This window comes from Aeromonas sp. 601039 (assembly GCF_049174415.1).
In the GTDB taxonomy this organism is placed as follows: Bacteria; Pseudomonadota; Gammaproteobacteria; order Enterobacterales; family Aeromonadaceae; genus Aeromonas; species Aeromonas veronii_A.
Map to the genome: position 1 here is coordinate 1 of NZ_JAAKTL010000021.1, position 21165 is coordinate 21165.

A 21165-nucleotide genomic window follows, 5' to 3' on the forward strand; every position below is an offset into this window, starting at 1 on the left:
TCTGCCTCTGCCTCTGCCTCTGCCTCTGCCTCTGCCTCTGCCTCTGCCTCTGCCTCTGCCTCTGCCTCTGCCTCTGCTTCTGCTTCTGCCTCTGCTTCTGCCTCTGCCTCTGCCTCTATCTCTCTCAATGCGCAGCTTGGAGGTGGTCTGGTTTAGCCAGCCAGATATGTGTGAAGCTACAAACCCTGCTTGCAGAAACAACAAGGGCTGCACATTGTGCAGCCCTTGTCTCTGGAGAATAGCGGGTTGAGCGTGTCAGCTGGCCCAGGTGATGATGTGATCGATCCATTCACCCGCCTGATCCTCGTGAATGACTTTGCCACGGACGGATTGACCAGCCTGATGCATCGCGGAACGACTGCCGGTCAGCAGAGGATGCCATTCTGGAAGAGCGTCACCTTCAGACAGCAGGCGATATGCGCAGGTTGAGGGGAGCCAGTCATATTCGGTGATCTTGTCATGGGTGATCTGCAGACAGTCAGGCTCTTTTTTGAAACGATTGGCGTAATCAGAGCACTGACAGGTCTTGGTGTTAAGCAAATTGCAGGCGACATTGGTGAAAACCAGTTCGTCGGTATCTTCATCGATCAGCTTGTTGAGGCAGCATTTTCCGCAACCATCGCAGAGGGATTCCCATTCGGATTCAGTCATCTGCTGCAGACTCTTGGTCTGCCAAAAGGGGGCTTGCATCATACCGCTCACTTATTACACCTGATAAAACGCGTGGTTATACCCCTTGTTACCCGGTATTTCAAGGAGAGGGTCACTCCGGTGGGCAAATTGTCGTGATCAGCTCAAATGAATGCAATGACTTTCAGCCTCATCATATTGCTCAAACGGGTTCGCTGGTGGGCAGGAAGTCCCGCAGGTTTGAATACTTGGGCTGCATGATTGTCCAGTTCAGGTTTTATTTTCTGCTTCTTTATCCGTTACATCTTTTGATGTTTGTCTGCTTGCAGCAAGCAGGGTCAAATGATCTCCGATGCCTACCGTCAGGCTGTTGCAAGCTTGTCTTTCAAATAAAGCAGCTGGTCACATATTGTTTGCGCCCTTCTGTCACAGCGACCCGCGGGAGAGCCTGCGTAGGCGTTCGTTTTTTGTCTTAATGATTGAGATAGATATCTTGCTCTGAATAAGCCAGCAGAGGTGTGCCGAGGTTAGTCCGTTTCGCGCCAAAGAAGCGGGTGAGTACGCCAGATTGCTGTCCCAGTTGCTGCAGCTTGACGTGATCCAGCTCGATCTGCTCGGGTAGCCAGGTAAATACGGCGGCGCAGTGACCATTGCCCAGACTGCGCTCCAGGGTTTGCTGCCAGTTCTTGATTTTGGGGCTATGTACCACCAGCACTCTCTTGGGATCGATACCTCGCTCTTCCAGACGGCTGACTGTGGGGCGTCCCGGCGGGGCGATCAACAAGATCCAGCCGGTATGAGCCTCCCCAAGCTTGGTCAGCTCGCTCAGAAACTGATCATCAGACTGGATAGTCACACCATAATGAGCCAACTCCGCTTTGCAGGCGGTTCTGGTTGGCCAGGGCTTGCTCATGACACGATTCATCGCAAAGGGCAGTGAGTGCAGGGGCTGGTTCATATATGGGGTTCCTGTATGAATATCCAAGCTGTATGCGTATACAGTAGTTCTATCCTGTGGCAGTGACAAGGTGTTTTTGCTGAAAAATGTGATGGTGTTGGCATGTGTCGTTAGTAAGGTTATGTTTTTAAACACTATTTAATATAAAGCTGGTTGGGTGTTTTTCGTACTATGGACAAACCTTGCGTAACCGCCCATGGTTATACAGGTCATTTACAGGAGGTGCCGCCATGGATATCAGTACCTTGCAACGTCTTGATGCCAACATCTTGCTGGGCATCATCAATGAGAAGCTAAGGCTTGAGTGTGACGGGTTGGAGGAGCTGCTGGCCTATTACGATATGAGTGAAGAGCAGTTGGCAGGACGTCTGGATCAGATTGGGTACCATTACGATCCATTGAGCAATCAGTTCAAAGCACATCTTTAAGGATGCAATGATTGCTTCATATTTATACGGTAATTTTTCAGGCACATTGAAACCGGTTTCAATGTGCCGTCTTGCTGCCTATTTTCAGGGATTTTCAAGGCTTGGCAATCTCTGAAAACCTATTCATGCCAGAATATTTTTATTTTTTCATTAAGCTTATGATAATAAAGGGAATGTTTGTTTTTGTGCGATCAATTTAAGGAAAGGGTTTTCAAGCTTTTCAGGCTGTTTTTATCGGTTAAAGTGTGACTTGCGTTAACTTTTAATTCTGCCGCTTTAGTTAGTATTCTCACGCCGGTACATATTTTGAGATAACAACAGCGCCGGTCCCGCAAGCGGGATAACAATTTTATTTGTAACGAAGGAATATGGTTTATGGCTACCAAGAAGAAGACAGACCAGGATCTCCAACTGGATAAAGATCAGCTCAAGGCGAGTATCGTGCGTCACCTGCGTTCTACCTTGGGAACAAGCGAACAGAAAGCCTCTCCCGAAGCGTGGTGGAAAGCCACTGCGGCGGCCGTCAATGAACAGGTGTACGAGCGCCTGACCCGCACTCAGCAGACTCATTTCAAGAAAGATACTCGTGCGATTCACTACCTCTCTGCTGAATTCCTGATGGGAAGATTGACCTCCAACAACCTGCACAACCTCTCCCTCTACAAGACTTGCGAAGAGGCGCTGGGCGAACTCGGCCTGGAACTGACCGACCTGTGCGAACAAGAGCCGGATATGGCACTTGGCAACGGCGGCCTGGGTCGTCTGGCTGCCTGCTTTATCGACTCGCTGGCCACCCTGAACTATCCGGCGGTTGGTTACGGTATCCACTACGAACACGGTCTGTTCCGTCAGGAAATTCAGGATGGTCGCCAGATTGAGCGCCCAGACTCCTGGCGTGAATATGGCAACCCCTGGGAGATCTGCCGTCCCGAGTCGGTGCAAGAAGTGCCGCTCTATGGCTACGTCGAGACCGTGTTTGGTGACAATGGCGGCCTGAAGAAGGTGTGGCACGCCGGTCGCAAGATTAAAGGGGTGCCTTGGGATATTCCGGTGGTCGGTTTTGGCGGTCACACCGTCAACATCCTGCGTTTGTGGGAATCCCGCGCCTCCGAGTTTTTCGACTGGGACGTATTCAACGCCGGTGGTTACATCGACTCCCAGGCTGAGAAAGCCCAGGCCGAGACCATATCCAAGGTACTCTATCCGAACGATGAGACCGATGCCGGTAAAGAGCTGCGTCTGATCCAGCAGTACTTCTTCTGTGCTTGCTCCATCAAGGACATCATGCGCCGCTACAAGCGGGTGCATGGCGCCGACTTCAGCAACTTTGCCGCGCAAATTGCCATTCAGCTCAACGATACTCACCCGACTGTCGCCATCCCGGAACTGATGCGGGTACTGGTTGACGAGGAAGATCTGAACTGGGATGCCGCTTGGGCCATCTGCTATCAGGTCTTCTCTTATACCAACCACACTCTGCTGCCGGAAGCGCTGGAGAAGTGGTCGGTCAGCCTGTTCGAGAAAGTACTGCCTCGCCATCTGGAGGTGATTTACGAGATCAACGCCCGCTTCCTGAACGAGTTGGTGGAGCCCAAGTGGCCGGGCAACGACGCCATCAAGGCCAAGCTCTCCATCATCGAAGAGGGGGCCGTGCGCAAGGTTCGCATGGGCAACCTGTGCGTGATCGGTTCGTCCAAGGTGAACGGTGTGGCCGAGATCCACTCCAAGCTGGTGAAGGAAGATCTCTTCCCCGAGTATGCCGAGCTGTGGCCGGAAAAAATGTGCAACGTGACCAACGGGGTAACCCCGCGTCGCTGGCTGCTGGCCTGCAACCCGGAGCTGGCGGGTCTCTACAACGAAGTGGTGGGCAAGGAGTGGCCGCTGCAACTGGACAAACTGCGTGGCGTGGTGAAATTTGCCGACGACAAGGCGTTCCAGCAGCAGTTCATGACCATCAAACGTCATAACAAAGAGAAGCTGGTCAAGGTCATCAAAGACGAAACCGGTATCGATGTCAGTGCCGAGGCGATCTTTGACGTTCAGATCAAGCGTCTGCACGAGTACAAGCGCCAGCAACTGAACCTTATTCACATCATGGCACTCTATCGTCGTCTGCTGGCCAACCCGGACTATGACATGCATCCGCGTGTGTTTATCTTCGGCTCCAAAGCGGCGCCCGGTTACAAGCTGGCCAAAGACATCATCTATGCCATCAACAAGCTGGCGGATCGGGTCAACAACGATGCTCGTATCCAGGGCAAGCTGAAAGTGGTGTTCATGCCGAACTACCGCGTGAGTCTGGCCGAGAAGTTGATCCCGGCGGCAGATGTCTCCGAGCAGATCTCTACTGCTGGTTACGAAGCATCCGGTACCGGCAACATGAAGATGGCACTCAACGGTGCAATCACCATCGGGACGCTGGATGGAGCCAACATCGAGATCGCCGAAGAGGCGGGGGCCGAAAACTGTGCCATCTTCGGTCTGAACGTGGACGAAGTGAAGTCGCTGAAGGCGCGCGGTTATAATCCGTACGACTTCTACTATTCCAACTCCGAGCTCAAGGCCGTGCTGGACTGGTTTGATACCGACTACTTCACGCCGGGTCGTCCGGGTGAGCTGGCCTCCATCAAGCGCTCTTTGCTGGAAGGGGGAGACCCTTACCTGACCTTGGCGGACTTCCAGTCCTACTCGGATGCACACAAGCTGATCGATACCTGGTATCGGGATCCGGCACTGTGGGCGAAGAAGGCTATCATCAACTCGGCCACCATGGGTAAGTTCAACTCAGACCGTTCCATCCAGGACTATGTGGATCGTATCTGGAAGCTGAAACCCTGCAACATCGGTTGATCACCTCTTAATATGAGAACCCCGCTATGCGGGGTTTTTTTATAGCTGCTTGGATTCGTAAATATTTGTACACCATTTGCAAAAAGCTTGATCATCTGTGATAGATGTACAGGGCATCACATATTATTTTAATGTCGTTATTACCAGCCTTTCCCGGGAACACCTCATCTCATGGCACCCGTATCGCTCATAAGTCTGAAGTCATCATCATGTGTACTCTCGCTGCTGTCGCATGGCACAAGCTGACGATGGTCAGGGATGTGACAGATGGCCGTTGGGGTGCAGGAAAAGAGAAAGCCCCGATGATACGGGGCTTTGTTGGAACCTGGTGTTGATTGAGGAGCCCGGCGAGCGAGCCACCAGCCATCAATGCAGTATGTCGCCCATAAAATAGGCAAGCAGGGTCAAAATGACGGTGAAGACCAGGTTCAGCACCAGGCCGGCCCGCATCATTTCACGCTGCTGGATATGGCCGCTGGCGAAGACAATGGCGTTGGGCGGGGTAGCCACTGGCAGCATGAAAGCGCAGGAGGCACCGACAGCGATCAGCACGGATACGACAATGGGAGAGACTCCCAGTGCCTCTGCGACTCCGGCAAACAGTGGAACCAGCAGAGCGGCGGTAGCGGTGTTGGATACCAGCTCGGTCAGGAACACCACGAAGGTGGCAAGACAGAGCAGGATGACGAAGATCGGCATGGTGGCCAGACCGTTGGATAGGTGCTCCGCCAGGAAGGCGTTGGCCCCGGTCTGCTTAAGGATGGCGCTCAGGGTCAAGCCGCCACCAAACAGCATCAGTACTCCCCAGTCGGTGTTCTGGTTGATGTCATCCCAGCTGGCCACCCGGCTGACGGCGATGGCGATGATGGCTCCCATGGCGATCAGTGTATCAAATTGAGGTATTCCTCCCAGCGCCTGGGCAATAGGCTGGGAGCCAATCCACAACAGCACTGTGGTCAGAAATATCAGCATGGTCACCTTGCGTTGGCCGGTCCACTCTATGGTCACTCGCTCTGTGCTGACCTGATGTGAGAGGTTGGGGCGGGTTACCAGATAGAGCAGCCCGATGCCTACTGGCATGAAGATGAGGACAACAGGAATGCCAAATTTCAGCCAGTCAGTGAAGCCCAGCCCCATCTGGGCGGCCGCAATGGCATTGGGCGGGCTGCCTACCAGGGTGCCGATGCCGCCAATACTGGCGCTGTAGGCAACACCAAGCAATACGAAGACCAGTGTGCGGCGCTCCTTGTGAATGTCGAGACCTTTGAGCATGCCAAGGGCCAGCGGCATCATCATGGCGGCGGTAGCGGTATTGCTGATCCACATGGAGAGTGCCGCAGTAATACTGAAGAGTACGATGGCAGCCCAGCCGAGGTGTCCCTTGGCGAGCTGCATCACCTTACCGGCAATCTGGGTGTCTAGCCCCTGTTTGGATAGCGCTGCCGCCAGGGCAAAACCGCCAAAGAAGAGGAACAACACCGGGTTTGCGAAGTCGGTCAACGACTTGCTCATATCAAACACCCCGAGCAGGGTGGCAAGTACCGGGATGGAGATCGCGGTGATAGTGATGTTGACCGCTTCGGTCAGCCAGAGAATAGCTATAAAGACCAGAATGCCCAGCCCCTTGTTGACCATAGGATCAAAAGGGAGCCAAGCGAGCATGATGCATAGCAGGAGCAGATCCATGATCACGATCCCGGTCTTGATATCCAGCCAACGAGATGGAGTAGCGGGTACAGCCGATGTGTGCATATCGTTCTCTCGGTTAATTTATGGTTGTTTTTGTGTTGCCGAGATTACATCCATTCACTTGTTTGAAACAGGCTCACATATTGAAAATCAGTCTCTACTCACACACTCATTGATAAAAATGAGGAAATAAATACATAAATAAAACATTGCTGAAACATAAGTTAAACATCCATGAACTGTTCCAGCCACTGCTTGAACATGTTCTTGGGCAGGGATCCATTTATCTGGTTCACCACTTTACCCTGTTTGAAGACCATCAGGGTGGGGATGCTGCGAATGGCGTAACGGGCGGCAATGGTGCTCTGCTGCTCGGTATCGACTTTGACAAAGCGCATCCGTGGTTCGAGTTCATGGGCAACATCATGAAATACTGGAGCAAACTGCTGGCAAGGGCCGCACCAGCTGGCCCAAAAATCGACAACGACCGGAATATCGGAGTTGATCAGGGTATCGAAGTTATCCGCCTTCCCGAGGCAAGGGGTTTGGCTGAACAGGGACGCCTTGCAGTGCCCACATTTGGCGGAGTGGGTTACATGGGTGGAGGGCAGGCGGTTTCTTGTAAAGCAGTGGCTACAATAAGTAGTGATAAATGACATAATAGTCTCCTTGAAGATCGGTTCTGGTGGCTGTGATGAAAATAGTGCCAGAGTTAAAATAGTGAAATAACGTTAACACAGCGCTCGGCTGGGGTGGACACTTCCACTCCGAGCTCTGCTCAAGCCGGACAATTCAGCGGCCATTATAAGTAGAGAGTCAAAACGGGATGAATAAAGGATCACGGAAGAGCCCTGTGGTACTGCTGCTTGTTGCTGCCTTGTTGCTCGGCTTCTCGGTTCTTTGCTGGCAACTGCTTAGTCAACAGCAGCGTGCATACAGCCTGAATCAGGCAGCGGAGGCAGTGCTGAACCGGATCAACACCGACAGTGTTTACCTGCTTGGTCGTGAGAGTGCCAATGATAGCAATGTTCAGCAACGGCTCGTCCAGTTATCCGGTATCCTCGATAGCTTTGTTCACAGGGTTCGTAGTGATGCTGAGGTTGAGCAAACGCCTCTTTCACAGAGGTTGCTGCAGGATTTGGATCTCTACCAGATGGAGCTGGCCAGACTGTACAGCATGGAAAAGGCGGTGGAATATATCGTGCAACCCTTTCAGCATCAGCTTGAGAAGGTACGCGTTATCACGCCGGCAGAGAGCCTCTTGCATCGTGATCTCAATGAGTTGGCCCAACTCAGCCATTTTTTGCAACACAGCGCCGATAACCAGTATCAGCAACAGCTGAGCTTGTTGCAGCGTGCTCTTGCTTCCCATTACGGCTCGCAACCCGAGGTGATCACCTTGGTTAACCTGAGCAAGGATTTGAGTCGTCAGGTGATGGCTTATCATACCCTGCGCCATCGTCTCATCGATATGCAGGTGAGCGATAACCTGGTGCGCTGGAAGATGGATAAGCTGGAGCGGGCTTCATCATTGCTTAACCGCTTCTATTTAATGGTGCTTGGCGGTGCCTTGATCAGTTTTGTGCTGGTGGCCTATACCCTATGGCGTCGTAATCAGAAGTTGAGCGAGTTGTCCCGTCAGACGGCCTTGCTGGCACAGGCCAAAAGCGATTTTCTGGCCAATATGAGCCACGAGATCCGCACCCCCATGAATGCCATCATCGGTTTCAGCTCACTGGCACTGCAGACAGAGCTGGATCAGCAACAACGGGACTATCTGGGCAAGATAAAGTCTTCATCAGATACCTTGCTGCTGCTTATCAACGACATTCTCGATCTGACCAAGGTGGAGTCCGGCAAGCTGACGTTGGAGGAGATCGACTTCGATCTCAGCGAGCAGCTCGACTCGCTGGCGGGCATGTTTGCCGATCTGGCGGAGCGCAAACATGTGGAGGTGATCATTCGCAAATCGCCGGAGGTGCCTGTCTTCTTGCGTGGGGATCCTCTGCGGCTGGGGCAGGTTCTGGTCAATCTGGTGAACAATGCCATCAAATTCACCGAACGTGGTGAGGTCGAAGTCTCCATCGATCTGGCCAACTCCCATCCAATGCGGATCCGCTTCAGTGTGCGCGATACCGGCATCGGCATTGCCGAAGAGAAGCAGACCCAACTGTTTCAGGCGTTTACCCAGCTGGAGGCGGGCAATACCCGCAAATATGGCGGCTCGGGTCTTGGGCTCAATATTTCCCAGCGGCTGGTGGAGCTGATGGGGGGGCGGATCACCGTAGAGAGCAAGCCTGGCGTCGGCTCTCTGTTCAAGTTCGATATCCCGATGGCGCAGGCGGTCTACGGTGTGGCTGGACGGAAAGTTTTCTTCGAAAACCAGCCGCTGGTGATGGTGATGGATGACAACGAACTGGTGCTGGATCTGGCTCGGGACATCCTGACTCGGGCGGGTGTGCGAGTGCTGCCGGTCAACTCCCTTTCCCGTGCCCGTCAATTATTGCGTGAAGAGGGGCCCAATCTGCGGTTGGCAATCCTCGACTGGCGCATGGGGCAGGAGGATGGACTCGATCTGGCGCTGGAGATGTATCAGCACAGCCAGTGGCGGCGGATACCCATCCTGATGATTAGCGCCTGGGCCAGAGAGGGGCTGCACGCCCGGATGGACAGCATGGGGCTGACCCATTTTCTGCCCAAGCCGATGACCGAGAATGCCCTGCTGGCCAAGGTGGACGAGTTGCTCAACGGCAGCTCTTATGAACTCAATCTGCGCAAGGCAGAGGCTCAGGGGGATCAGCAGCACTTCAAATCCCTGTTGCAGGGTACCCGAGTGCTGTTGGCCGAAGACAACCGGGTCAATCAGCAGCTCATCATCGAATATCTACGTCGGGTCGATGCGGTAGTGTGCGTGGTTAACAATGGTCGCGAGGCGGTGGAGCGGGTTGCCGAGCAGCCTTTTGACGTGATCCTGATGGACCTGCAGATGCCGGTGCTGGACGGACTCGATGCCACCCGCCAGATCCGCAAAATGGTCGACAAGCACGATGTGCCCATCATAGCCCTCACTGCCAGCGCCATGCATGGAGACAAGGAGCGCTGCCTGGGGGTGGGGATGAATGGTTACGTCACCAAGCCGGTGAGCAAGCTGGATCTTTACAACAACCTGCTGCAGTGGGTGAAGCCGCAAGGGGTGGAGCAGGCGGGGATCATGGAGGTGAAACCGCCGGATATGATGGGGATCCTCGATCTGCAGGATGCCCTCAAGCGGCTGGAGCAGGACAAGGAGGCATTGCAGATCCTGTTCAAGCTGTTTATGTCGGAGCACAAGGACGATCTGTGGGAGATCCGCTCCGCCCTGCGCCGTCAGCAGCCCGAGGTGGCCAGCAAGCTGCTGCACACCCTCAAGGGGGTGTCTGCCAATATCTCGGCGGCCCGTCTGCAATTGGTGGCTGGCGAGCTGGAGTGGCGCCTGCGGCAAAACGAGGTGCTGAGCGAGGCGGATCTGGAGCAGTTGCAACAGGTCTTCAGCCAGACCCGGGAAGAGGTGTCACACTTCCTGTTGACCGGTGAGCAGCATGAAAATTCGTATAATCCCTATTCATCAGGGGATGATCGCATGTCACAGTGAATTAAATAGTAATTATTCTCAACCATCCCGGTTCGGGATATGATGAGCTTTCGTTCAAATCGCCTCCAGCCGGAGGCGATTGTTTTCATTGTTCTATTTCTGCGTGGCTTCTCTGATGGCCGCTCTTGGGCGCTGTCACGGGCAGAGAGCGCTAAAGGTTGGTGGTGTGAGCGTATTTCTACGATTGAGCTGGTTTTTCAAGGAGCAGTGGCCCCGTTATCTGGCTGCCATCTCCCTGCTGCTGATGGTGGCCCTGTTGACCGTTATTCCGCCCAAAGTGGTGGGCTGGGTGGTGGATGGCATCACCAAGGGCGGTCTCGACAATGGTACCCTGATGCGCTATCTGGCGGGGCTGTTTGGTCTGGGTGTGCTGATTTATCTGCTGCGCTACGTCTGGCGGGTGATGCTGTTTGGTGCCTCTTACCGTCTGGCCTATGTGTTGCGCAATCGCCTTTTCAGCCATTTCACCCGGATGAGCCCCGATTTTTATCAGCGCCACCGTACTGGCGATTTGATGGCCCATGCCACCAATGACATTCAGGCTGTGGAGATGACCGCTGGCGAAGGGGTGCTAACCCTGGTGGACTCCATCATGGTCGGGGTATTGGTGCTCTCCATCATGTGCAGCCAGTACTCTTGGCAGTTGACGCTGGTCTCCTTGCTGCCGCTGCCGGTGATGGCCTATTTCATGAACCGCTTCGGCACCCAGATCTACACCCAGTTCAAGGCGGCGCAAGGGGCCTTCTCCAGGCTCAACAACAAGACCCAGGAGGCCCTTTCCGGCGTGCGGGTGTTGAAATCCTATGCGGTTGAATCGCTGGAAGATGAAGGCTTTGCCGAGCTGACCAAACAGGCGGGGGAGCGCAATATGGCGGTGGCCCGCATCGATGCCAAGTTCGATCCGGTCATCTATCTCTGTATCGGTTGCTCCTACTTCCTCGCGGTGGCGGGGGGCAGTGTGCTGGTGCTGCGCGATGAGCTGACTCTGGGTGAGCTCACCAGCTTCACCATGTACCTCGGCCAGCTGATCTGGCCGATGTTTGCCATCGCCTGGCTGTTCAACATCATCGAGCGGGGCAGCGCCGCCTACTCCCGTATCGAAAGCCTGCTGGGGGAGCGCAGCGATATCGAAGAGCCCGCCCAGCCGGCCGCGTTTACCTCTGCCTTTCCTTTGCAGATCAAAGGGGTGAGCTATCAAGTTGAGCAGCGCACCCTGCTTGCGGATATCGACGTTACCCTCAAGCAAGGGGGGATGCTCGGGGTGGTGGGGCGCACCGGGGCAGGCAAGAGCTCCCTGCTCAAGCTGTTGATGCGCCTTGCCAATCCGACTCACGGTTCGATTGTCATGGGTGGCGTTCCGATTGACCAGCTGCCGCTCGCCACACTGCGCAGCCAGTTTGCCTATGTGCCGCAGGAGCCATTCCTGTTTTCCACCACTATCGCCGCCAATATCGCCCTGGGCAAACCCGATGCGAGCCGCGAGGAGGTCGAACGGGTGGCGCGCATTGCCTGTGTCCACGATGATATCGTGCGTTTCCCCAAGGGCTATGAGACCGAGGTGGGGGAGAAAGGGGTGACCCTCTCCGGCGGCCAGAAACAGCGGCTGGCCATTGCCCGCGCCCTGCTGCTGGATGCGCCCATTCTGGTGCTCGATGATGCGCTCTCGGCGGTGGATGCCCACACCGAGCAGCAAATTCTGCACGCTCTCAAAGCCCATCGTCGCACCCTGATCCTGGTCAGCCATCGCATGACAGCGGTGGAGCAGGCCGACGAGATCCTGGTGCTGGAGCAGGGGGCCGTTAGCGAACGGGGTCATCACGGTGCCCTGATGGCGCACAATGGCTGGTATGCAGATATGGTGCGTTATCAGCGTCTCGAAGAAGCGGTGGAGGAGAGCCTGTGAATCCGACCATTAAACGACTGCTCGCTTACTGCGCCCAGTATCCTCGCTGGCTTATTCAGGCGGGGATCTGTTTGCTGCTTGCCACCGGCGCCGAAGTGGCCGGGCCGCTGCTGATCAAGCTCTTTATCGATGACTATCTGGCGCCTCGCAATATCGTGCTGCCCACCATAGCCCTGATTGCAGCGGGCTATCTGGGTTTGCAGGTGCTGTCGGCGGCGGGTTTCTATTTGCAATCCTTGCGCTTCAATCGCATCGCTCAGGCGGTGGTGCAAACCCTGCGCGAGCAGGTATTTGCTACCGCCATCCGTTTGCCGGCCCGCTACTTTGACAAGCATCGCTCCGGCTCGCTGATTTCCCGCATCACCAACGACACCGAGGCGATCATGAACCTCTATGTGCAGGTGATCGGCTTGCTGGTGCAAAAGGTGGTGCTGTTGTGCGGCATCCTCATCTCGATGGCGCTGCTGGATCTGCGGCTGATGCTGGTCTGCTCCCTGTTGCTGCCCGCAGTGGGTGGGGTGATGTGGCTCTACCAGAAACTGAGCGTGCCAGTGGTGCGAGCGACCCGCAGTCTGCTCTCCGACATCAACAGCCGCCTCAACGAGTCGCTGCAGGGGATGCCGGTTATTCAGGCGATGGTGCAGGAGCGCCACTTTGCCAACGCCTTTGCCGAGGTGAACCAGCAACACTGGTCGGCACGGATCAAGAGCCTCAAGATCAACGGCATTTTGCTGCGTCCGCTCATCGATCTCTTCTACATGATGGTGCTGATCGGCCTGTTGGCGCTGTTCGCCCACGAGGGGGGGAGCCACGCCGGTGCCATTCAGGTGGGTGTGCTCTACGCCTTTATCAGCTATCTGGGGCGGATGATCGAGCCGCTCATCGAGATGACCAACCAGCTTAACCAGCTGCAGCAGGCGATGGTGGCGGGGGAGCGGGTCTTTGCCCTGCTCGATGAAACCCGCGAAAGCACCGAGGGCGAGATGATCCCGCTGGAAGGGCGGGTCAGTTTCGAGCGGGTGAGCTTCTCCTACGATGGTGAGCAGCAGGTGCTGCGGGAGGTCAGTTTTGCCGCAAAACCGGGCCAGATGCTGGCGCTGGTGGGCCATACCGGCAGCGGAAAGTCCACCATCATCAGCTTGCTGATGGGCTTCTATCCGCTGGATCAGGGGCAGATCTGCTTCGATGATCACGCACTGGATACCCTGTCGCTGGCGGCGGTGCGCCGCAGCATCGGGCTGGTGCAGCAAGATCCCTTTATCTTCGTCGGCACTCTGGCGGAGAACCTGCGTCTCGGTCGCGCCGGAATAGACGAAGCGCGGCTCTGGCAGGCGTTGAGCGAGGTGCAGCTGGCCGACTTTGTGCGCAGCCTGCCACAGGGGATCAACACCCTGATGGAGGAGGGGGGCAAGAACCTCTCCGCCGGTCAGCGGCAACTGCTCTCCTTTGCCCGCGCGCTGGTGGGGGATCCGCGTATCCTCATTCTGGATGAAGCGACGGCCAGCGTGGACTCCCAGACCGAGTTGGCGCTGTCGCAGGCGATCTCTGCTGCCCGTCGTGGCCGCACCACCATCGCCATCGCCCACCGCCTCTCGACCATCGTCGATGCGGACGAGATCCTGCTGCTCTCCCGCGGTCAGGTGAGCGAGCGGGGTACCCATGGTGAGTTGATGGCCCTCGGCGGTCACTATGCCCAGCTGTTCGAGATGCAGAGTCAGGGGGCCTGGCTCGAAGAGAAGCGCGCCTGATCGGCACATTTGCTGTAACAGCGACATGAGCGAAAAGAGGGAACCGGTGCGGTTCCCTCTGTTTTTTTGGGTTGGGCAAAAGGTCGTAACCGTGATCCCTGTGCTTGTCGAATGGCGCAGATGCAGGCAACATATTGTTTACATTAACTCATCGGATCAGTTCGCATATGGATTTGCAACGCTTCAAAGCCAATCTGGCGCTCCGGCTGTTTGCCTGGCGCTATATTCCCGTCATCGGGTTTTGTGCCCCGATCATCGAAGAGATGAACGCCAAGGCGCTGCGCATTCGCATTCCCCTTGGATGGCGTACCCGCAACCACCTGGGCAGCATGTATTTTGGCGCGCTGGCGACCGGCGCCGATCTGGTAGGTGGTCTGCTGGTGATGGAGAAGGGGCGGCAGCGGCGCAAGAAGGTGCACTTTGCCTTCAAGGATGTGCAGGGGGAGTTTTTGAAACGACCGGAGGGGGATGTGCAGTTCGACTGCGCAGCGGGGGAGGAGATTGACGCCATGATCGACGAGTCGCTGGCAAGCGGTCAGCGCATCAATCGCCCCATCCAAGTGGTGGCCACCTGTCCGTCATTGAACGGGGATGAGGCGATGGCGCGTTTTGTGCTGACCCTGTCGATCAAGGCCAGCTAGCGGGTTGCCGGAGAGTGGCTCCCCGAAACGGGTTTAGCCAATCTCCGGGCTGACGCCCTCTTTCACCACGACCTTCATGCCGTTGAAGTTGACCACCTGTTCGGCCACGATCTTGCAGCGCTTGCGGGTCTCCACCTGACCGTCCACCTCGACCAGCCCTTCGGCAACGAGGGCTTTGGCGGCGCCGCCACAATCGGCCCACCCCTGATGTTTGATAAGGTCACACAAGGCAACGAAGGGGTGACCTTCGAGCAGAAACGTCTCCATGGGAAATCCTCTAGATGGATGAATGCCGGATACAGCAGGGCAACTATTTTAGGCAGTTCGCTCAGGCAAAGAAAGGAAGAGGGGCCACTCGCTGCGAAAAAGTGGCCGATTGTCCTTAAGGTGACGCTTTCGCAAGTACTGAAGGATAGGTGAGAGGGCCACCCGTGACGTATCGTGACGCACCTCGTCCCTGCTGGTGTGCCCACACTCGCCCCTGACTGTTAGGATCGGGCCACTCTCAATGGCCCAAGGAACTTTCCATGACACTCTCCCGCCTGCTGCTGGCATGCAGCGCCCTGACTCTGTGCGGTGTCGCGCAGGCCAGTACTCCGGTGCAGGTCTCGCTGCCAGGGGTCAATTTGCCCGCGTCCCATCAGGTGGAAGGGGCGCGCGCCTCGCTGCTCTACGGCCGGACCGGTCAGGTGAAGGGCATTGATCTGCCGATCTTCGCCCTCTCAGATGTGGATCAGTTCAGCGGCCTGCAGCTCGGGGTATTCTTGGGTGCTGGTCGGGTGCGTCACCAGTTTGGCGGGGTCGCTATCAACGCCATCAACTGGCACGAAGGGCAGGATACCGGCGTCAATCTGGGGCTGGTCAACCTGACCAACAATGTACAGGGGCTCAACTGGGGGGCGGTCAATATCGCCAAGGGCAATGCGCTGGCCAACGTCGGCTTCGTCAACTATGCCGAGCGTACCACCTTCCAGATTGGCTTTATCAATGCGACCAAGCACCTCGATGGCTTGCAGATCGGGCTGGCCAACTATGCCGCCAACGGCGTTTTCCCCATTTTGCCGCTGGTGAACTTCCAGAAATCGTTCTGACCAAGGCAGTTCGCTTTGCGTTAAAGACATCTGCTGATTACCCTGTGCCTCTTGCAACTTGTGACAGGCGAACAGAGGTAATTGATGACGGCAGGGCAAATGAGTGCAATCGGGATCGGCTGGGATGTGCGTGGCTGGCAGGGCAGTGCCCAGGCGGTGGCCGTGGTGGGCTGGCAGGCCGACTCCAACCGCCTGCACTGGTTCGGGGTGTCGCCGCTGTTTCGTCTGAGCTCGCGGGTGGCGCCGGATCTGGCCGCTCTGCTGCGTCCCGCCCTGCAAAACGAGCTGACCCTGATGCAGGTAGAAGCCTGCCCGCAACTGGCGCTCGGTATCGATGCGCCGCTCGCTTTTCCCCGCGCCTTGCGGGATCTGCTCAACGGCCAGCCACACAGCTGCGCCGTGCCCGAGCGTGAGATAGACAACCCCTACGCCTATCGCGACTGCGAGCGCTGGCTGTATCAGCAGTACGGCAAGAAGCCCCTCTCGGCCACCTTCGACCGGCTTGGCAACAATGCCACCCTGGCGCTCTCCATGCTGCCGCGACTCTCGGATCTGCAACTGGTGCCGACCGTTGCCCCGAAGGCCAGTCGCGCCGTGCTGGAGGTCTATCCGGCATTGGCCAAAGTGGGCGGCAAGGCATCCCCGGCACGGCCCGAGCTGGCGGCGCTGCTGCCTGCGGATGTGCAGGTCGGCACCGATCGCTACGATGCGGCGCTCTGCGCCCTGATGGCGCTGCAGTATGCCGCTGGTGGCAAGGTGACGGTATTGCCTGAGCTGGTTCAGCCCCCCAGCGACATGCCTTGTGATGAGGGATGGGTCTATCACTTTGCCCCTCATGCTGTTGAACGCAACGGGATGTGACGGACGCGGCGCATCATGGCTCCGCTCACCTTGTCGACGTGGGCCAAATGGCGTAAAAAACCTATCTTTAGTCAGGAAATTGCCTGTTCATCCCGCGCCAAGGTGGCGCATCGTTATCTTCATCCGATATATTGCCCACCTTGCTGATCCTTTGCTGTGGTATTCCCGATGAAATCCGTTCTCTCTATTCAGTCCCACGTGGTCTTTGGTTGTGCCGGCAACAGCGCGGCCGTCTTTCCCATGCGTCGCCTCGGCATGGATGTATGGCCCATCAACACGGTGCAGTTTTCCAACCACACCCAATATGCCCAGGGGTGGCAGGGAATGGCGATGCCGGCGGGCCATATCAGTGCACTGGTGAACGGATTGGGCAATATCGAGGTGTTGAGCCAGTGTGATGCCGTGCTGAGCGGTTACCTTGGCTCCGCCGAACAGGGAGACGAGATCCTGACTGTGGTCAACGCCGTCAAGGCGGCCAACCCCGATGCCATCTACTTCTGCGACCCTGTGATGGGTCATCCGGAGAAGGGGTGTATCGTCGCTCCCGGCGTTACCCGTTTCCTGACCGAGCAGGCGTTGCCGGTGGCCGACATGATGGCCCCCAACCTGCTGGAGCTGGAGACCCTCTGTGATACCCATCTGGCAGATCTGGATCAGACCCGCGCGGCTGCCCATCAGCTGCTGGCCCGCGGCGTCAAGCTGGTGCTGGTCAAGCATCTCGGTCGTGCGGCGCAGGATTCCAGCCGCTTCGAGATGCTGCTGGCCACCCCGCAAGGGGATTACTTGATTGCCCGTCCGCTTTATGACTTTGCCCGCCAGCCGGTGGGGGTTGGCGATCTTATCAGCGCCCTGATGCTGGCGAATTTGCTTGCCGGTCACGATGCGGTCAGCGCGTTCGAGCGCACCAACGCCTCGGTGGATGCGGTGCTGCAGGAGACCTGGCGCCAGCAGGCTTACGAGCTGCAACTCATCGCCGCGCAAGATGCCTTCGCCCTGCCAGAGGTTGAAGTGCGAGCGGTGAAACTCCCCTGAGTCAACGCGGACTTTCGTCTATCCCGACAAGGGGGTGGGATGCAGATGAAAAAGGCTTGCCAATGGGCAAGCCTTTTTACTGTTTGCCTATTTAGTGCGGCAAGCAATCAGGCGCGGGGATGGCGGAGGCGATAACGCTCAGCCATAGCATTAGCTGCCACCATGGCGGCGTAGACATCCTGTTCACTCACAGTCATTGGCATGTTGCCCATGGTATCGAGAGGATCGCAAGCCAACTGTGCCACCTTGCGCCACTCGTTTTCATCAAAGTGGGTGAGCCCCAGCTCTTGCAGTGTCATGGGCAGACCTGCACAGTCGATGATGCGAAACACCTCATCAAGTTCGTGTTGCGGGGCGCGCTCAAGCACGAGTTGGGTCAGCAGGCCGAAGACCACCTTCTCGCCATGCTGGGCGCGATGGAGCTCCACTATCAGTGACATGCCGTTGTTGACGGCATGAGCGGCGGCCAGTCCACCGGCTTCTGCGCCTACCCCGCTGAGGTAGATGGTGGCCTCGATAACCTGCTCAAGCGCCGGGGTCGAGACATGGTGGCGTATCGCATCCATGGCCAGCTCGATGTTCTCACCAAGCAGCTCGTAACAGAGCTTTGCCAGACCAAGGCCAGTGCGTGAAGGGCGCTTGCCGACCAGATTGAGCCCGTCCGCCCGATAGCAGGCGCGCGCCTCGAAATAGGTGGCCAGGGCATCGCCAACGCCTGCGGAAAAGAAGCGGGGAGGGGCGGCGGCAATGATGGCCGTGTCAGCCAGCACCACGTCCGGATTTTGCGGCAGGAACAGATAGCGTTCAAATTCACCCGCCTGGTTGTAGATCACCGCCAGCGCCGTACAGGGGGCATCCGTGGAGGCAATCGTCGGGAACAGCACAACCGGACGGCGCAGATAGAAGGCCACGGCCTTGGCGACATCCAGCGTCTTGCCGCCGCCGATCCCGACAATCACGTTCGCACCATATTGCTCTGCAAGGTGGGTCAGGCGGTGGATCTCCTGTTCGGTGCATTCGTAGCGAAACTTGTCGACCACTCCCCTGAGGCCTGCCTGCAAGAGCCCTGCCAAAGCTTCTTCCCGTACCCGCTCCAGAATGAACTCATCGCTGATGAGCAACGCATAGTCACCAAAATCTTTAACGTGCTCATGGAGTTGCGGGAGAAGGTGTTGACCGATGATGAACTTTTTGGGGGAGGTAACTGTACGGGGCAAAGTGGGCATCCATTATTCCTTAAGGCAGTGAATAACATAAAATTGATTATCAAATGGGTCTCTTACGATACGCCTGATGAGGCAATAGATGAAGAAGAAAAGGGGGGCGTTTTAATCATTAATTAATCTTTCTATTTGTTTGGCTGTATTTTGGGGCGAGCAATTGGCGGTGTTGAGGCATACAGGAGCACTGGCCGTATCGTGGCAATCCGTCGCAAGCCATATTGCTGCAACAAACAGTCACGCGGGCAACAAGCAAGGTCGCTTGGTGCGGCCCTGCTGTATGTGGATAAGAGATAGGGGATGGTCAGAGCGGTTTATAGAAGATGACGGTCGCAGCAAGAGTGCCATCTGCGTTGCGCGCAAAGATCGGGATCTGGCACGCCTCCAGATAGCCGAGTTGACGATAGAGGTGGGAGGCCACATCACCGGCGCGAGTATCGAGCACCAGCAGCGAACGGCCCGCGGCATGGGCACCTTGTTCCATTGCCTGCATCAGCGCATGACCGACACCTTTGCCTCTCGCCGTTTGCAGTACCATCAGTTTTTCCACCTCGGCCCGGTGGCGACCGTTGGCCTTGCCACAGAGCGCGAGCTGAACCGCTCTCACGAGCTGTTGTTGCTCAAGGGCCAGCCACAGCTTTCGGTGACCTGCCACAAGATCCGCTTCAACTCCTTGTCAGTAGCGGGTAGATTCCTCCGTGGTCAGCGGCGGTAAAAATCCGACCGAGGCGCCGCTATCGACACAATCTTGCAGCAGGGTGATGAGCGCACTTTGGTAGGTCGCTGCGCTATTAACTTCCACAATGTCCATCTGACATCCTTGTCGTTGCGTTGCTATGTGGCTGATTGCCACCGTTGGTTCATATGAGGTGGGACGTATGCTCGCCGCGAGTACGGCTTGTCAGCGGATCAACCCTTGCTCAACCAACCAGGCAAAAAGCAGACGAGAGACGGGGGAGAGCTCATCGAGATGAGAGCTGTCGAGCCAGCGCAGCTCGGCAATTTCGGCCGAGGCGATTGGGGTGCCGCTCGCTTCGCCGGTGTAGCAGCGCAGTCGCACCTCGACTCCCGCCGGTTTGCCATCGGCCTGGGCGCTGAACTCGCAGGCAAAGCGCAGGGTATCGGGCTGCAGGGTGACAGCCAGCTCCTCCTCAATCTCGCGGATCAGCGCCGCCTCGTCGCTCTCGCCCGGTTCCCGCTTGCCGCCCGGGATGTAATAGATGCCCTTGCCGTGGGAGCGGGCGCAGAGCAGTTGCTGATCTTTAAAGGTGAGCCAGGCGAGTTTGTCGATCATCCGTTTTCTCTCCAATGGGGTTGCCGTGATGAGCAGTGGCGCATTCAAGCGCACAGTTGTTTTGCATGCCGGCAGCCTAACAAAGATGAAGTTGAGTCCCAAGGAGAAAGAGGGGAGATGCCGGAAACGCACTGTTTCCAGCGCGGTGACCGCGTAGCGGAATGAGTGCGCAATGGCTGGTTCACCACAGCCTTCTCGTCCCTAAAAAAGCGCACTGGCGCACATCACCACAGGGCCGGACTGGGCGAAGGCGGGGTCCTTGTGGTTTAATCTTGCCACTTTAGCGGTAGTAGGCGACGAGCCTGCTACCTTGCGTTGGCAAGATGCAGGTGAGCAAGATGCAGATAGCAGCAGAGAGCAAGTTTATCGGACTCGGGGTCGCGGGCAATTTCGCCGGTCATCTGGAGCAGGCGGGCGAAGCGTCGGACTTCGTAGCGGTCGTGGTGCGCGATACCACGGCGCCCAAGGCGCTGTTCCCCTTCTTCGTGCCTGGCCATCCGGGTCAGCTTGGGGTATTCCCGTTGAGCGACAAGGCGATCTTCCTGCCGGAAGCGGCGGTCAGTGGTGACGAGAAGGTGCAGATCGAGCCGGAAGTAGCCCTCTGGTGCGAGCTGGAGTATGCCGGCAAGCAGGTGGTGGCGATCCATCCCCGCGCCTTTGGTGCCTATAACGATTGTTCCATCCGCCGTCCCAACGCCAAGAAGATCAGCGAGAAGAAGAACTGGGGCGAAGAGAGCAAGGGGTTGGCGGCCAACCTGCTGCCGCTTTCCGGTTTTACCGCCGGTTGCGAGCTCGATGACTATCGCATCGCCTGCTATCTGGAGCGGGACGGTGAGCTGTACGCCTACGGGGTAGATAGCGCCGCCATCGACTACAGCTACTTCCACGGCAAGCTGCTCGACTGGGCCATCGACAAGTTCAATCATCAGCAGGATGAGGGGCCGGCGGAGCACATTCAGGGGCTGCTGGCGCAGGCGGGACATCCTCCCCATGCGCTCATCAGTATCGGCGCCACCCGTTATACCCCGTTTGGCGAGACCCACTTCCTCAAGCCTGGCGACACCTCCTGTGTGGTGGTCTATCCGGGCAGCCGCTACAGCGAAGCGGATATCCGCGAGGCGATCCGTACCCGCAGCTTTGGTGCCGATGCGTCGGTGCTGCTGCAAGCGGTGCAGGCGCGCTAATCAGA

The 21165-nt window shown here is 57.0% G+C and carries 17 protein-coding genes and 1 pseudogene; 10 read left to right on the plus strand and 8 right to left on the minus strand.

Going from position 1 to position 21165, the window contains the following annotated elements; translation table 11 throughout:
- Positions 1 to 255 precede the first annotated feature (255 nt).
- Together G5195_RS15950 and G5195_RS15955 are read right to left on the minus strand one after the other, a co-directional pair.
- A complete protein-coding gene (locus tag G5195_RS15950) occupies positions 256 to 690 on the minus strand; it encodes a YcgN family cysteine cluster protein (protein ID WP_005361134.1) in 435 nt (144 codons plus the stop codon).
- A 412-nt stretch (positions 691 to 1102) separates the two neighbouring features.
- Positions 1103 to 1588: a cell division inhibitor gene (locus G5195_RS15955; protein WP_421223185.1), complete on the minus strand. Its 486-nt coding sequence runs from the start codon at positions 1586 to 1588 to the stop codon at positions 1103 to 1105.
- Positions 1589 to 1818: 230 nt separating this feature from the next.
- Between G5195_RS15955 and G5195_RS15960 the strand changes: the two genes are divergently transcribed.
- Together G5195_RS15960 and G5195_RS15965 are read left to right on the plus strand one after the other, a co-directional pair.
- Positions 1819 to 2016, plus strand: a complete 198-nt coding sequence (locus G5195_RS15960) for a DUF4250 domain-containing protein (protein ID WP_005333612.1) — start codon at positions 1819 to 1821, stop codon at positions 2014 to 2016.
- 375 nt (positions 2017 to 2391) lie between these two features.
- Positions 2392 to 4866, plus strand: a complete 2475-nt coding sequence (locus tag G5195_RS15965) for a glycogen/starch/alpha-glucan phosphorylase (protein ID WP_421223187.1) — start codon at positions 2392 to 2394, stop codon at positions 4864 to 4866.
- A gap of 366 nt (positions 4867 to 5232) precedes the next feature.
- Here G5195_RS15965 and G5195_RS15970 read toward each other — a convergent pair whose 3' ends face one another.
- Together G5195_RS15970 and trxC are read right to left on the minus strand one after the other, a co-directional pair.
- The gene (locus G5195_RS15970) at positions 5233 to 6618 is read right to left on the minus strand and encodes an SLC13 family permease (RefSeq protein WP_266134832.1); all 1386 of its coding nucleotides are present in this window, start codon (positions 6616 to 6618) and stop codon (positions 5233 to 5235) included.
- Between the two features lie 161 nt (positions 6619 to 6779).
- Positions 6780 to 7214, minus strand: a complete 435-nt coding sequence (gene trxC / locus G5195_RS15975) for a thioredoxin TrxC (RefSeq protein ID WP_216978913.1) — start codon at positions 7212 to 7214, stop codon at positions 6780 to 6782.
- Positions 7215 to 7381: 167 nt separating this feature from the next.
- On the opposite strand from trxC, the gene G5195_RS15980 reads away from it, so the two are divergent.
- The 4 genes from G5195_RS15980 (at position 7382) to G5195_RS15995 (ending at position 14478) form a co-directional block, all read left to right on the plus strand.
- Positions 7382 to 10186, plus strand: a complete 2805-nt coding sequence (locus G5195_RS15980) for a response regulator (RefSeq protein ID WP_421236300.1) — start codon at positions 7382 to 7384, stop codon at positions 10184 to 10186.
- A 166-nt stretch (positions 10187 to 10352) separates the two neighbouring features.
- The gene (locus tag G5195_RS15985) at positions 10353 to 12089 is read left to right on the plus strand and encodes an ABC transporter transmembrane domain-containing protein (protein ID WP_266134834.1); all 1737 of its coding nucleotides are present in this window, start codon (positions 10353 to 10355) and stop codon (positions 12087 to 12089) included.
- A complete protein-coding gene (locus G5195_RS15990) occupies positions 12086 to 13837 on the plus strand; it encodes an ABC transporter transmembrane domain-containing protein (protein ID WP_421223191.1) in 1752 nt (583 codons plus the stop codon). Before G5195_RS15985 ends, G5195_RS15990 begins: the two co-directional genes overlap by 4 nt.
- Before the next feature lie 167 nt (positions 13838 to 14004).
- A complete protein-coding gene (locus tag G5195_RS15995; RefSeq protein ID WP_019446113.1) occupies positions 14005 to 14478 on the plus strand; it encodes a DUF4442 domain-containing protein in 474 nt (157 codons plus the stop codon).
- A 33-nt stretch (positions 14479 to 14511) separates the two neighbouring features.
- Here G5195_RS15995 and ybcJ read toward each other — a convergent pair whose 3' ends face one another.
- Positions 14512 to 14745, minus strand: a complete 234-nt coding sequence (gene ybcJ / locus G5195_RS16000) for a ribosome-associated protein YbcJ (RefSeq protein WP_005361116.1) — start codon at positions 14743 to 14745, stop codon at positions 14512 to 14514.
- 260 nt (positions 14746 to 15005) lie between these two features.
- On the opposite strand from ybcJ, the gene G5195_RS16005 reads away from it, so the two are divergent.
- The 3 genes from G5195_RS16005 (at position 15006) to pdxY (ending at position 17462) form a co-directional block, all read left to right on the plus strand.
- Positions 15006 to 15569, plus strand: coding sequence for a VC2662 family protein (locus G5195_RS16005; protein ID WP_005352548.1), 564 nt, complete (start codon positions 15006 to 15008; stop codon positions 15567 to 15569).
- Between the two features lie 84 nt (positions 15570 to 15653).
- A complete protein-coding gene (locus G5195_RS16010) occupies positions 15654 to 16430 on the plus strand; it encodes a DUF429 domain-containing protein (RefSeq protein WP_421212087.1) in 777 nt (258 codons plus the stop codon).
- 168 nt (positions 16431 to 16598) lie between these two features.
- Positions 16599 to 17462, plus strand: coding sequence for a pyridoxal kinase PdxY (pdxY, locus tag G5195_RS16015; protein WP_040066333.1), 864 nt, complete (start codon positions 16599 to 16601; stop codon positions 17460 to 17462).
- Positions 17463 to 17569: 107 nt separating this feature from the next.
- Here pdxY and G5195_RS16020 read toward each other — a convergent pair whose 3' ends face one another.
- The 3 genes and pseudogenes from G5195_RS16020 to G5195_RS16030 form a co-directional block, all read right to left on the minus strand.
- Positions 17570 to 18688, minus strand: coding sequence for a glycerol dehydrogenase (locus tag G5195_RS16020; RefSeq protein WP_263083876.1), 1119 nt, complete (start codon positions 18686 to 18688; stop codon positions 17570 to 17572).
- A 298-nt stretch (positions 18689 to 18986) separates the two neighbouring features.
- Positions 18987 to 19493 (minus strand): annotated as a pseudogene (locus G5195_RS16025) (GNAT family N-acetyltransferase).
- Between the two features lie 90 nt (positions 19494 to 19583).
- Complete coding sequence (locus tag G5195_RS16030; protein WP_139459282.1) at positions 19584 to 19976, minus strand: NUDIX hydrolase; 393 nt, start codon at positions 19974 to 19976, stop codon at positions 19584 to 19586.
- A 338-nt stretch (positions 19977 to 20314) separates the two neighbouring features.
- Here G5195_RS16030 and G5195_RS16035 point away from each other — a divergent pair, with 338 nt between their 5' ends.
- A complete protein-coding gene (locus G5195_RS16035; RefSeq protein WP_421223196.1) occupies positions 20315 to 21160 on the plus strand; it encodes a DUF5718 family protein in 846 nt (281 codons plus the stop codon).
- Positions 21161 to 21165: the final 5 nt, after the last annotated feature.